At 61.8% G+C, this 13,926-nt stretch carries 7 protein-coding genes; 5 read left to right on the forward strand and 2 right to left on the reverse strand.

What is annotated here, in order from left to right:
- Window positions 1-12 precede the first annotated feature (12 nt).
- The 4 genes from C0398_05390 to C0398_05405 all read left to right on the forward strand — a co-directional run bounded on the left by C0398_05390 (window position 13) and on the right by C0398_05405 (window position 6,729).
- On the forward strand, window positions 13-585 hold the full coding sequence (locus C0398_05390) for an orotate phosphoribosyltransferase (protein MBA4365425.1): 573 nt from the start codon (window positions 13-15) through the stop codon (window positions 583-585).
- A 126-nt stretch (window positions 586-711) separates the two neighbouring features.
- On the forward strand, window positions 712-1,788 hold the full coding sequence (asd, locus tag C0398_05395; GenBank protein MBA4365426.1) for an aspartate-semialdehyde dehydrogenase: 1,077 nt from the start codon (window positions 712-714) through the stop codon (window positions 1,786-1,788).
- Window positions 1,789-1,799: 11 nt separating this feature from the next.
- A complete protein-coding gene (locus C0398_05400; protein ID MBA4365427.1) occupies window positions 1,800-3,197 on the forward strand; it encodes an aspartate kinase, monofunctional class in 1,398 nt (465 codons plus the stop codon).
- 523 nt (window positions 3,198-3,720) lie between these two features.
- On the forward strand, window positions 3,721-6,729 hold the full coding sequence (locus C0398_05405) for a hypothetical protein (GenBank protein MBA4365428.1): 3,009 nt from the start codon (window positions 3,721-3,723) through the stop codon (window positions 6,727-6,729).
- Between the two features lie 331 nt (window positions 6,730-7,060).
- On the opposite strand, the gene C0398_05410 is transcribed toward C0398_05405, so the two are convergent.
- The gene (locus tag C0398_05410) at window positions 7,061-7,555 is read right to left on the reverse strand and encodes a copper amine oxidase (GenBank protein ID MBA4365429.1); all 495 of its coding nucleotides are present in this window, start codon (window positions 7,553-7,555) and stop codon (window positions 7,061-7,063) included.
- A 2,021-nt stretch (window positions 7,556-9,576) separates the two neighbouring features.
- Complete coding sequence (locus tag C0398_05415) at window positions 9,577-10,908, reverse strand: MFS transporter (GenBank protein MBA4365430.1); 1,332 nt, start codon at window positions 10,906-10,908, stop codon at window positions 9,577-9,579.
- A gap of 198 nt (window positions 10,909-11,106) precedes the next feature.
- Here C0398_05415 and C0398_05420 point away from each other — a divergent pair, with 198 nt between their 5' ends.
- On the forward strand, window positions 11,107-13,746 hold the full coding sequence (locus C0398_05420; GenBank protein MBA4365431.1) for a hypothetical protein: 2,640 nt from the start codon (window positions 11,107-11,109) through the stop codon (window positions 13,744-13,746).
- The last annotated feature ends 180 nt before the right edge of the window (window positions 13,747-13,926 follow it).

The following is a 13,926-nucleotide window of genomic DNA, read 5'->3' on the forward strand; positions in this document are numbered from 1 at the left end:
ATGGAGGATACCATGACAACTGACGAACTCGTTTTGAACGAACTCAAGGAAACTGGAGCCCTGCTCCAGGGGCATTTCCTGCTCTCGTCCGGCAGGCACAGCGACCGCTATGTCCAGTGTGCGCGTCTCCTGCAGTACCCCGATCGCGCGGCCCGTGTTCTGGCAGTCGCGGCCGAACAGTTCCGCCCGGTCCCCTTCGACCTCATCGTGGGTCCTGCCATGGGCGGCATCATCGTTGCATATGAGCTGGCGCGCCAGCTAGGCAAGCCCGGCATTTTCGCGGAACGTGAGAATGGCATCATGTCCCTGCGCCGCGGCTTCGCCATCGCCGAAGGCACCCGCTGCATCATCAGCGAAGACGTCGTCACCACGGGCAAGTCTTCGGAGGAGACCGCGAACGTCATCCGTGAGTGCGGCGGCGAGGTCGTCGGTATCGCATGCATCGTCAACCGCAGCGCCGAACTCATCCAGTACCCCGTCTGGAGCGCCATCCGCCTCACCATCGAGAGCTGGTCCGCAAACGACTGCCCGCTCTGCAAGCAGGGGACCCCATGGGTGAAGCCGGGAAGCAGGGGGAATGCCTGACCTGTTACAACAACTACGACTGTCCCCTGTTACAGGTGCGCTTGACAGAAACGTCCGGTCCGCTACGCTAGCTCTCAACTCCTCGGTGGCGGAAGCCCCGGGGGATCCGCAACAGAGGGGATAACAATGGAGCGAACGAGAGCAGTTGTGTGTGGAGCAACAGGGATGGTCGGTCAAATCTACGTCGCGATGCTGTCAGACCACCCCTGGTTCGAGCTTGTGGGCGTCGCCGCCAGTGAACGGTCGGCCGGGAAGCAGTACGGAGACGTCGCACGCTGGTACATCCCTGGAGACATCCCGGCCAGCGCGCGCAGTATGACCGTCCTTCCCTGTACCGCCGAGGCCATCGCCGCAACGGGCGCAACACTCGTCTTCTCCGCACTGCCCAGCGACGTGGCCGGCCCCGTCGAGCGGTCGCTTGCGGACGCAGGGATGGCGGTCGTCGCAGACACCGCGTCACACCGTATGGACGCAGACGTTCCACTCATCGTCCCCGAGGTCAACGCCGACCACCTGGAAGCATTGTCCGTCCAGCGCAAAGAGAGCAAGAGGGGATTCATCGTCACCGGCCCCAACTGCAGCACCGCGGGGCTGGTCCTGTCGCTCAAACCTCTCCAGCTGGCGTTCGGTATTCGACGGGTCGTCGTCGTGACGATGCAGGCCCTGTCGGGCGCCGGGTATGCCGGGGTGCCTTCGATGGCCATCGTCGACAACCTTATCCCTTACATCAAGGGCGAAGAGGAGAAGATGGAGCGAGAGACCCAGAAGATGCTCGGCTCCTGGTTGGACGGGGCCTTCCAGCCGGCTGACATCCCCGTCAGCGCTTCATGCAACCGTGTCGCCGTGCTGGAGGGACACACCGAGTCCGTTCTGGTGGAACTCGACCGTCCGGCGTCCCCCGAAGAGGTCGAGCGGGTGATGTGCAGCTTCCAGGGGGAACCCCAGCACCTGCAGCTCCCCACGGCTCCCGGTCACCCCATCATCGTGCACTCCGAGTCTGACCGCCCCCAGCCACGCCTTGACCGTCTGGCCGGCGAACCAGCACGAGCCCGCGGCATGGCGGCGGTCGTGGGACGCGTCCGCAGCGATCCTGCATTCGCAACGGGGATCAAGTACACGGTCCTGTCTCACAACACCATCCGGGGCGCCGCGGGCAATGCCGTCCTGACCGCCGAACTGCTGGTGGCGAAGGGTCTCCTGTGAAGACTGTCGTGATGAAGTTTGGCGGTGTCCTCGTGCAGGACGCCCCGGCCATCATGCACTCAGCCCAGCTGGTCGTGCAGGCGGTGCACCAGAATACTCGTGCCGTCGTCGTGGTCTCCGCCATGGCCAGCGTCACGGACGGACTCCTCGACCTGGCCGACAAAGCGCGCCAGGGGCATGGAGACGAGGTCACGCAAGCGGTGGACCTCCTCGAGAGGCGGCACGAGGACGCGGTCCAGACGGTCTTCAGCTCGACTCCTGCCATGGCTGTCCAGCCGGTGGTGGACGAAGAGCACGTATTGTTCCTGTCGCTCAGGCAGGCACTGGCGGGCGTCGCCATGCTGCACGAACTCACGCCCCGTTCGCGCGACCTCATCGTCTCGTTTGGCGAGCGCTGCTCTGCCCCCATCATGTCCGCAGCTCTCCGCGCGGCCGGTCTGACGTCAAAGTCGCTGACCGGCGGCGAGGCGGGGATCGTGACCGACGACACCTTCGGCAGCGCCGCGCCCCTGCTGGACGTCGCCAGGAGAACCGTTCCACGCGCCCTGACGCCTCTGCTGGACCGCGGGCTTACCCCTGTCGTCACCGGGTTTGTCGGAGCCGACGACGAAGGGGTCATCACGACACTGGGCAGAGGCGGGTCGGACTACACGGCCACCATCCTGGGCGCATGCCTGCCCGCCGACGAGGTATGGATCTGGAAAGAAGTCGACGGCGTCATGACCGCTGATCCGAAGCTCGTCCCGGATGCCGTCCGTGTGCCGGCCCTTTCGTATCGCGAGGTCATGGAGCTGGCCTGGTTTGGTGCTAGGGTCCTCCATCCCATGACGGTCGCGCCCGTCCAGGAGGCCGGCATCCCCATCCGCATCCGAAGCGCCTTCCTGCCGTCGTCTCCCGGCACCATCGTGCGCGCCGACGCGCCCGAAGCGGGTCCCGTCAAGGCGGTAACCTCGATCCGAAAGCTCACGGCGCTGACGATCGGTGGGGCAGCAATGGTCGGCACGTCGGATGTCGTCAGCAGGGTCTTCAGCCTCCTCGCAGCCGCTCAGCTCCCCGTCCTGATGATCTCGCAGAGCTCATCGATGGCCAATGTCTCACTGGTCATGACCCAGCCCGACGCCGAACACGCGACACGCCTGCTGCGCAAGGAATTCGCCGGCAGCACGGTCATCCGGGACATCACGGCGACGTCACATGTCGCCATCGTCGCCGTCGTGGGTGACGGCATGCGCGGTACACCCGGTGTCGCCGCCCGCCTGTTCACCTGCCTGGCTTCCGAAAACATCAATCTGCTCATGATCGCCCAGGGCTCCAGTGAAGTCAACATTTCGGTCCTCATCACCGAGAAAGAGGCTCCGCGGGCCGTGCGCGCGGTTCATGCCGCATTCGGCCTGGCGAGGGCGACGTAGCTAGGCGTCAGGACCAAGCTTTCCGGCCGCCACAGGGCTTTTCGCCAGCTTCCAGGTCCTTGTCATCGAATGGGACACCGGGGCGAACGACAAACATGCCCTCGACTACATCACGCACTACAGCCGTATCGGCGGCTACGAGGGGGTTCAGCAGTATCCCCGAAGTCATCGGCCCACCACTGGCATCGCGAATCTTTCTGTGCTCGCCGGCCAACCTCAACGGCAACGAAGTCGTCGACGTCCTGGACCTCAGCATACTGATGACCGTGTGGCGTCCCTGAGCAGCCGTATCATATGCAACCTTCTGACACCAACTGGGATATCTATACTGATGACCATGGGTGTCCCTGGGCAGTTGCACCTGTGCCTGACAAAGCACGAATGTGGCGACTGCATGTGAAAGCGGTCCTGAGCCGCCTCCATGAAACACTTGACATTATTTTTGCGGGTTTCATAGTTGTTATATGGTGTTTTCAAATGCTGAACGGGAAGCTGCTTCGTTGGATGCTTGTTGAAGGGAGCCATGCATAACAAGCAAGAACCAGGGGTTTGGTGGAGTTTTCGTTCATACCAACGTCTGTGTGGGCCCTTGCCCACAAGTGTCGCCACATTCTCGATGCTGGCGGCCCATCCTAGAGGGGAGGAACGTATGAGGAGAGTTCTCGCAGCACTTGTCGCACTATCCCTGGTTGTTTCCATGTTCACCGGGGTCTTCGCACCGATGCGCGCAACAAGAGCGGCCTCGGTAGTGAATCTTGGCACGGCGGGTGACTTCGTGATTCTGGCCAAGACAGCCATCACGACCACAGGAGCCACTTCAATCAGCGGCGATATTGGCATCAGTCCTGCGGCCGCGAGTTCTATGGCTGGGTTTGGACTGGTCATGGACAGCACGAATACCTTCTCCACGTCATCCCTGGTGGATGGAAAGGTATATGCGTCCAACTATGCGCTGCCCACCCCGACCAAAATGTCCACGGCCGTATCCGATATGGAAGCAGCATACACAGCTGCGGCCGGACAGTCAGCCGACGTCACCGAGCTGGGCGGCGGAACGGTCGCCAATAGGACTCTGGTTCCCGGCGTCTACAGGTGGTCTACGCCAGTGACGATAACCACGGACCTCACACTTGCAGGTGGCCCGAACGATGTCTGGATCTTCCAGATTGCCCAGACTCTCGACCTTGCTGCCGGTATGAAGATCCTCCTGAGTGGTGGAGCACAGGCCAAGAACGTCTTCTGGCAAGTCGCGGGAGCTGTGAACCTCCTGGCGGGCTCGCACTTTGAGGGGATCATACTGGCCCAAACCAACATTGCCATGAGAGCAGGCGCAACATTCAACGGCAGGCTACTCGCACAGACTGCAGTCACACTCATCAGCACCACGGGCGATGCTCCTGCTGCCACTGGGGCATCCGGCACCATCACCATCATCAAGAACACCGTCCCGAACGGGCCACAGGACTTCAGCTTCACGATATCGAACGGCCAGGACACAGCGAGCTTCACTCTGGACGATGATGCTGATCCCACTTTCTCCAATATGGAGAGTATCGGCGAACTCTCCCCCGGCACCTACACCATTACGGAGCAGGCAGTCTCCGGCTACTTCCTCATCGGCATAACCGGCGCCACCTCGTTCAACCTGAGTACGAGGACGGCCACCGTCACGCTGGTCGCAGGAGCCGCGGTCTCGTCGGCCACGGTCAGGTTCACCAACATGCAGAGCGGGACCATCACCATCATCAAGGACACGGTTCCGAACGGGCCGCAGGACTTCAGCTTCACGATGACGAGCGACTCGACTCAAACGACCTTCAATCTGGACGATGATGCTGATCCCACCCTCCTCAACTGGGCGCTCTTCGGTGGTCTCCTCCCTGGGACCTACACCATTACAGAGGCGCCAGTTGTTGACTACGTCCTCACTGGCATTGCCGGCGCCACGTCGTCCGACCTGGGCACAAGGACAGCCACCGTCACGCTGACCGTAAACATGCCCTCGGGCACGGTTACATTCACCAATGCGCTCGGCGTCCCGGGCATCCACCTGGTCAAGTCCGTGAATCCCACGGGGGCAGTCTTCCCGGGCACTCGCCTGACCTACACGCTGAGCTACAGCAATACCGGGACTGCGGGCACCATGCTGACCATCACCGACGTCCTGGACGGCTGGCTGGATGAGACAACCCTCAACGCTGGCTGGGGAGTGTACAACAACACAACCAGGACCATCACCTGGACTGTGTTGGTCCCCGCTGGAGCCAGTAGTGCCGTCACGTTCTCTGTGAACGTCCGGTCCGTCCTCGACATGTTCCTGATGATCTACAACACCGGTCTGTATAGTGCGACTCCTGGTGGCACGGGCCATTCGAATACAGTCGAGACACCGGTCCTGCCGATCGTCACAGTGCCCGTGGAGCCACCTGTGATCCCGCCGGCTCCACCCTCCATCATCATCGACGTCACGGCTCCGGAGCCTCTGTGCGTGGAAGCCTACCTGCCGTACCAGATCTGCTTCACGAACGGAGTCCCGCCCTACAAGTACACCGTGGACTTCGGTGACGGCACGCCGGTCATCACCGGGACGACATCGTCCTCGTGCGTGACGCTTGAGCACGCGTATCTGGAGCTCCGGCAGTATGCCTTCTCTGTTGTGGTCCGCGACAGCAAGGGCATGGAGAGCACACACACGGAGACCTTCACGCCCGTGGATTGCACCAAGAAGGTCGTCGTCTACCACCACAACTTCTTCATCGGGTACCCAAACGGCACGTTCCAGCCGGACGGCAACGTCACACGGGCTGAAGTGGCTGCCGCCATGTCACGCGCATTGGGCCTCGGCTGGACTACCGACCCATCCGGCTTCTCCGATCTGAAGGCGACCCACTGGGCATCCGGGTTCATCACGCTCATGACGCAGGAAGGCTTCATGACGGGCGACACTGATGGAACGTTCAGAGCGGACGACCCGATGACGCGCGCGGAAGCTGCCGCCGCGTTCCTGCGCATCGCAGGCATGTCTCCGGTCCTCAACCCTAGTTCGTCCTCCTTCAAGGATGTGCAGCCGATGTCCTGGTCAGCCGGGTATATCGAGGCGGCACGCACTGCCGGACTCCTCGCCGGCTATCCCGACAACACGTTCAGGCCCGCTGACCTCCTGTCCCGCGCTGAGTTTGCCACACTCGCAAGCAACGCGCTCGGCCGGGTACTGACCACCACGAATACACGAGTGAATCCACAGTACGAGGTGAAGTGGCCGGACGTGCCCGCTGACTTCTGGGCATACAACTACATCCTCGAGGTGTCGACGCCGCACACGGTCACTAACCCGACACGCCTGACACGTCTCATCACTCTGAAGAACCGAAAGATCCCGCTCTTCTCCGAAGGAAACAACGGCATCATCACCTTCCTGCGCGTGGGTGATACGATCACCGCCATCGTCCCGGTGGACGGACTCCAGGCGGACGGCTCTGATCCTGCTCCACGCCAGGTGAAGGTGCGCATCCTCAATCACGAGCGGCCATAAGGGACAAGCACAAGATCTGGCCAGCCGGTCTGCCCTTAGGGCAGACCGGCTTTGTATTGGACGGGAAGGTCCGCGTCGCGGTCGGACAGGAACTGCTTCAGCCGGCGATGCCGTCGGAAGTCCCGCAGTGCAGCAGTGTCAAGGGGCGCTCGGGGGTCGTGCCGCAGGCTCGCCAATTCACATTCAGGCAACGCTCCGCCACTGTACTCTCGGGGAGTCCGCCCACGCTCCTGACCTACACCTCACCCAAACCACTGAGACGCGATGTCCAGCTCAATGCTGGATGAAGACGGCGCCCAGTCGAAGCATTTGGCCGATGGGTCATCGCCGATCACCCTTGCACTGTCACAGTCCGACTAGCTTGATCCCACTCGACTTGCAGCCCAAGACTCTCTGCAACGAACCGGAGCGGCAAGAATGTGCGTCCGGAGATGATGATCGGGACCACCTTTGAGTCGGACGAATCGATCGCTTTCTGCACACCGTCGACATAACCCTGCCAGTTGCCAATCTGGAGATTGACCCCGTGACCATGCAGGTATGTGATAACCACGCGCAGCTCAGCATACCACTCGATGGTTCCACCAAACGCTTCCACGATGGCGCGAATGGGAATCAGCGTTCTGCTGTTCTGGATAACGGGTGCGGCGTCGAGCACAGTTTGGATCCCGTCTGCTGTCAGCCACGTCGACCCAATCGTGAGGCGAACGACATGGGTCTCTGGAGCAACTGTGATCGGAACGAAGCTGCATTGCACCTGACGGTCTGATGTCACATACCCCAAGTCGCAGGACTGGGCTGCAGTCGATGACAACGGCACCGACATCCCATCAACAAGGAGTTTCTCGATCTGATAGCCGGCATTCGGTTGAATCTCGATGCGCAGGGCATTCCCGTCCTTCACGATCTGTGACCCCGTGGGAGTGACTCTTCCGTTTGTCCCACCACTGATCACGACGTTCCATGTCTTCTCTTCAGAAAGCCGCTCAAACACTGCGATAACCGTCTTGGTGCTGATCATGGGAAGCCACACGGCAGAGGTGTTTCCACTCAAGTCGCTTCTCCACTCGGTGAATACCCAGCCCGTTTCTGGGACCGCTTGAAGTTCGACCGTCTCGCTGGGGTCGAACAGGTCGCGGTCAGGCGAACGTCTAACAGAACCTCCTCCAATGACAACGATACGCAGCGATGATGTCAAGGACGGAGCTAGTGGCTCGAAATGGGCAACAATGGAGTGCGTGCCGCTGACAACCAGAGTCGCCGGGTTCGCGGTGGTCGCGAGATCTCCAGTCCATCCAGTGAACCTCCATCCCATGGCCGGAGTGGCCAACAATTGTACCGAAGTGCCATAGCTGACGGTAACCTGATCCGGGAACCTGGCGACCGAGCCGGAACCGGATACGTTGACCGCGAGCGTATACGTGTTGACGGTGAACATAGCGGTGACGGTCTTGTTGGCGTCCATCGCGACGGCCACGGGATTCGCCATGCCACTGAGGTCGCCGGACCAGCCAGTGAAGAGGTAGCCGGCGGTAGGGATGGCGGTGAGGCTGACGACCGAGCCAGGGGCGTACAACGAAGCTTCGGGAGACCTCGCGATCGAGCCACCAGCAGACGGCGACACAGTGCTCGTGAGCGCGTAATCATACCGGAAGACACCGCTGCCACCAGTACCGGCATACAGAGTGGTGGGGATGCGGGGACTGATGGCGAGGGACCAAACCCAGGGATCAGTGAGCCCGGCATTCAGGGCGGTCCAGCTGGTGCCGCCGTTCGTGGAACGGGAGACGCCGCCACTACTAGTACCGGCATACAGGGTGGTGGGGGTGAGGGGATCAATGGCAAGAGAGAGGACCCACAGGTCGGCGAGGCCGGTATTTACGGCGGTCCAGTTGGTGCCGCCGTTCGTGGAACGGGAGACGCCGCCCACGGTACCAGCGTACAGGGTGGTGGGGGTGAGGGGATCGATGGCAAGGGACCAGACCCAGGGATCGACCAGGCCGGCATTCAGGGCGGTCCAGCTGGTGCCGCCGTTCGTAGAGCGGAAGATGCCGCTTGTCGTACCAGTGTATAGGATGGTGGGAGTGTGGGGATCAATGGCAAGGGAGCTGACATGCAGATCGGCGAGGCCGGTGTTTGCCGTCGTCCAGGTCGTGCCGTTGTTCGTGGAGCGGAAGACGCCGCGCCCATCGGTCCCTGCATACAGGGTGGTGGGAGTAAGGGGATCGATGGCAAGGGAGCTGACATGCAGATCGGCGAGGCCGGTGTTTGCCGTCGTCCAGGTCGTGCCGTTGTTCGTGGAGCGGAAGACGCCGCGCCCATCGGTCCCTGCATACAGGGTGGTGGGGGTGAGGGGATCAATGGCAAGAGAGAGGACCCACAGGTCGGCCAGGCCGGTATTCACCTCGGTCCAAGTAGCGCCACTGTCGGTCGAGCGGAAGACGCCATGGCCACCAGTACCGGCATAGAGCGTGGACGGCGTGAACGGGTCGATGGCAAGACACAGCAGTCGGCTTTCGTGCAGCGGCAGTTGTGCCCAGGTCCCCGTATCTGCTGCTCGCGCGGCAGGGGTTCCAGCCAGGATACCCGAAACACTCACGACGAGGCACAGAACCAGCAGCAAGATGAACCGGATGGATTGTCTCATAGGCAAGGGCTCCTCCAGGCTCCGTCTCTTACCGGCAGCCCCATTCTTGCTATTGGCTATTATAGTCGCGCGTGCAGCGATGGTCAAGCGTTCTGCTCATTGGGTGCATGGCTCCGGCTGCTGCCGGGTATGTCGAGGTGGGTCGCCAGGCTGGGCTCCTCGCTGGCTATCCGGACAATACGTTCAAGCCGCCCGCTTCCTTATTGAACCGGAGCCTCTGCGTCGTGGTCCGGCAACAGCTTCTCAAGATTGCGGAGGCGAGGCACGAGAAATCCTGCCAGGGTGACCGCCGAAGCAGCCGTGGCGCTCAGCAGGTACAAGACGGCCATCCCTGCCCCGGAGCCGGTCCCGGTGATACGCGCGAAAACGGGGACCAGCGCTCCGCCCGGACGCATCGCCGGCTCGAACACCTTGTCGGCCAGGGGACCCGCCAGCAGCGTGGCGACAGGCATAACGATCCAGGCGATCATACGCCTCGCCGAGAACACGCGCCCCTGCAGTCCAGCGGGCACTTTGGCCTGCCAGATCGACTGGGAGAGACCGTTCACCATTGTCCCGACACATGCGGACACCAGGAAGCCGGCTGCCCAGATGACTGGACCGCGCCCGAAGAAGACGCAAAGGCCCAACACCATGAAGTTGAGGGGATCTCCAATCAGGATGCCTCGCACTTTGTTCTTCGGACCGCCCCACACGCCGAGCAGGAAACCACCCAACGCCCCGCCGATACCCGCCGCCGACTGAACAAACCCAAGCGCGGTGGCATTCTGGCCTGTGCGGGCCAGGATCATGGGCGTGAACAGCGGGTTGGACAGCGAAATCATGAAGTTGGAGACTGCGAAGATGCTGACCAGGGACAGCAGGGGGCCGCGCTCGCGGATGAACCTGAACCCAAACGTCATTTGCCTCCACATGGACTCCTGGGCCGACACGTCCGGGACGTGGCGCGGAATCTCCACGGCCAGCAGGGCCAGAACGGCGACGCCAAACGTGAAGATGTCGATGGTCAGGATGCCCCCGACATGGATGAAACGGATCAGGAGTCCGGCCAGGATCGGCGCAATGATGAGTGAACCGCTGTCAGCCAGCGACATGAGCCCGCTGGCACGCGCATAGTGCTCCTTGGGCATCATCTGTGAGATGGCGGCCGAGTAGGCCGGCCACTGGAACGCCGATCCCAGCCCCTGCAGGGAGGCGGCCACATACAGGTGCCAGATCTGCAGATACCCTGACAGATACAGCACCAGTGCGGCGATGGTAGCCGTAACCGCCAGGAGGTCCGACAGCATCATCGTCAGCTTGCGGTTCCACCGGTCGACATACACGCCCGCCAGCGGAGTCGCCACGATTGTTGCCCCAATGAAGAAGAAGTCGACCAAGGCGAGAGATGTGGCGAGGCCGGTCTTCTGGTAGGCCCAGATGCTGAGCGCAAACGCTGTCATGGCCGAGCCGACCATCGACAGGACCTGCCCGGACCACACAAGCAGGAAGGCCCGGAACCCAGCGGGGCGGCGGAACGTCAGATGTGGCATGTCGTGATGAGATTCCTCCCGGAATGGACTGCAGACTTCATCGCCTGTGACTTACCAGCATAGGGGGCCGCCTCGCGGTTGTCAAACGCGGCAGCAGCCCTGAGGCCCCTCTGTTTACACGGTGACAGCCGTCTCAGGGCGGCTGGGGCTCGGTCAAGAACCCGCATTCGGAGCAGTCTTCCATGGTGGGGACAGAAGATGAAACTCGGCGTTTGTACGCCGCGCCTTTCCTTCTATACTGCCCCCATGTACCTGCGCACCAGACTGCTCACAGTTGGTCTCATTGCCTTGACCGTCTTCGTTGCGGTGTTCTACGTGTTAGCTGGCGTGACGATCGACAGAACGTATGCGCGCCTCGACAGTGAGAACGTCGAGCGTCAGGTCCTGCGGGCACATTCGTACCTGGACTACGCTCTGGGCGCGTTCGGACGTACCTGCGAAGACTGGGCGTACTGGGACGATACCTATGAATTCGTCGTAGACCACAACAGAGCGTATGCAGACTCGAACCTTGCCCCCATCAGTCTTGCCACGATAGATGTGGATATCATGGTGTTTCTGGATACGAGCGGCAAGGTCGTCTATGCCGGGTTCGAAACCCCCACAAGCCAGGCTCCGAATGGCAGTCTGACAGACCTCGTCAGGCAATTCGGGCTCGGAACAGAGCTCTTGGCGCAGGCCATGCATCAGCCTGGCCTCACCGGCTACATGCTTGTCGGCGGACGCGTGGCGTTTGTGGCCGCGCGCCCTATTCTGACAAGCGCGAAGACCGGTCCGGCACAGGGAGCGCTGGTCTTCGTGCGCTATCTCGATGAAGCCTTCTTCGCCAGCATGGCTGAGACGGTCGGCGGCAATGTGACCATCCAGCCTGTCGGTCAAGTCCAGCTAGAGACTGTCGAGTCACAGGCGCTCGTCCTGCTCGCGGAGGGACACCCCACCGTGGGCCTGCCAGCAGGAACTGACGAGGTCCGCGGATTCACGAAGCTCACTGATCTCTCTGGAAGTACTATTCTCCTCCTCTCGACCACCGCACAGCCTACCCAGTCTGCCGAGATCGCCCGGCTGAAGCGCATACTTGTTACGGCCACCAGCATAATAGGCGTCCTGCTGGCCGCCGTTGCCATTGTCACGATGAACCACTTCGTCCTGCAACGGATTACTTCGCTGGGACGCCAGGTTACGGAGGTCGGACATACCAGCGACCTCTCACTGCGCGTGCACCTGCCCGGCTCGGACGAACTCTCACAGCTGGCTACAGATGTCAACACAACCCTGGAATCGCTGCAACAGACTCAGCGGGACAAGGACCGGATAGCGGAGGAATTGGAGCGGGATCGGAAACGATTGCATGACTACTTCGACCACGCACACGACCTCATCTTCGCCTTGGACACAGGTGACAAGGTGACCATGGTCAACCAGTCCGCATGCTCGGTTCTTGGGTACGAAGAGAAAGACCTGCTTGGTCGCAGCATCCTCGACATTGTCAGCCCGGACAGCCGCGAGTTCGTACTCATGGCCAACGACGATATCCGAAGCGGGGACGCTGTGTCGAGGACCGTCGACGTTCTGACACGTGACGGGGACCGCCGGACCCTCGATCTGAGTGGCCAGCGCCTCTGGGACAACGGACAGGAGACAGGCACCTTCTACATCGCCCGGGACATCACCGATCGGCTTCGCATGGAACACGAGTTGCTGCACAATCAGGCCCTGGGATCGCTGGGAACGCTGGCCGCTGGGATCGCCCACGACTTCAACAACGTCCTGACGGTGGTCAAGGGAAACGTCTCCCTGGCAGACTCGTCTCTGGAGGAACCTACTGAGTCGCGGCACCACCTGGAGGTTGCGCGCGTAGCAGTGGACCGCGCTCAGGCTCTCGCCAGCCAGTTGCTGACCTTCTCCCGCGGTGGCGCTCCGGTCAAGGAGAACGTTGACGTCGAGTCCATCGTCCGGGAAGTGGCGCGATTTGCCCTCAGCGGATCGGGTATCTCACTACAAGTGAGTGTCGATGGGGTCCTTCCCGCCGTGGGAGCTGACCGCAACCAGTTGTTTCAGGTCGTGCAGAATATCATCCTGAACGCGCGGGACGCAATGCTGTCGGGGGGGACACTGGACATTGCTCTTCGCTGTCAGACCGTGTCGGAGGAGCATCCCTTCGGCATCGCCGCACCCGGAGACTACGTCGTCATCCGCATAGCAGATAGCGGTTCCGGCATTGCCCCGGAAGACATGAAGCTCCTGTTCGATCCCTTCTTCACGACAAAGCCTTCAGGACACGGGGTCGGCCTTTCAACGGCACGGTCCATAGCCAGGCGACACGGGGGAGACCTGCTCATCGAGTCGGTTGCAGACAAGGGAACGACGGTCTGGCTGTGCATGCCTGTCGCCCATGGGCCTGTGACCCAAACCCGGCTCGCAAAGCCGGAGGGGGAGACTGTCTCCGCCACCGGCCGCCTCCTGGTCATGGATGACGAGCAGACCGTAGCTGACGTGACATGCGCCATGGCCCGGCGTCTTGGCTACCAGACGACCACCGTACCAGACGGGGAAGCCGCGCTCACAGTCTATGCGCAAGCAGTGACCGACCAGCGCCCCTTCGACCTGGTTATCATGGACCTGACGGTCCCGGGCGGCATGGGGGGTCGAGAAGCAGTCCAGAGACTGCACGAACTCTATCCCGACGCCCGCGTCATCGTCTCCAGCGGCTACTCTGATGACGCTTCGATGGCCGAGTACACTCAGTGTGGCTTCATCGCATCCCTTGCCAAACCCTACACGATGGAGCAACTGGAGCACGTCCTGCGTGAATCGTCCAGGCCGCCATTGAGTTCATAGCAGTAAGAGCCTGCCTTCGTCCAGTCACGTCCGGGGATGGTTTGTCTCCGTCGTTCCCCCGAGCCCTTTTGTCCAAGGCGAGGGGTGCTTCTCCGCGCAGGCGCAAACCCATCCTGTTCGTCGTTCCCCCCGAGCACTTTTTTCCCATGCGAGGGGTGCTCTCGCGAAGGCGGGAACCCA

Origin of the sequence: Coprothermobacter sp. (genome assembly GCA_013824685.1) — a bacterium.
Lineage (GTDB): Bacteria > Caldisericota > Caldisericia > Cryosericales > Cryosericaceae > Cryosericum.

Excerpts from the sequence above, each read along its gene's own strand:
- asd (MBA4365426.1), top strand. The coding sequence starts at position 712 with ATGGAGCGAACGAGAGCAGTTGTGTGTGGAGCAACAGGGATGGTCGGT.
- C0398_05390 (MBA4365425.1), top strand. The coding sequence starts at position 13 with ATGACAACTGACGAACTCGTTTTGAACGAACTCAAGGAAACTGGAGCC.
- C0398_05415 (MBA4365430.1), bottom strand. The coding sequence starts at position 10,908 with ATGCCACATCTGACGTTCCGCCGCCCCGCTGGGTTCCGGGCCTTCCTG.
- C0398_05400 (MBA4365427.1), top strand. The coding sequence starts at position 1,800 with ATGAAGTTTGGCGGTGTCCTCGTGCAGGACGCCCCGGCCATCATGCAC.
- C0398_05405 (MBA4365428.1), top strand. The coding sequence starts at position 3,721 with ATGCATAACAAGCAAGAACCAGGGGTTTGGTGGAGTTTTCGTTCATAC.
- C0398_05410 (MBA4365429.1), bottom strand. The coding sequence starts at position 7,555 with ATGTCGGTGCCGTTGTCATCGACTGCAGCCCAGTCCTGCGACTTGGGG.
- C0398_05420 (MBA4365431.1), top strand. The coding sequence starts at position 11,107 with ATGAAACTCGGCGTTTGTACGCCGCGCCTTTCCTTCTATACTGCCCCC.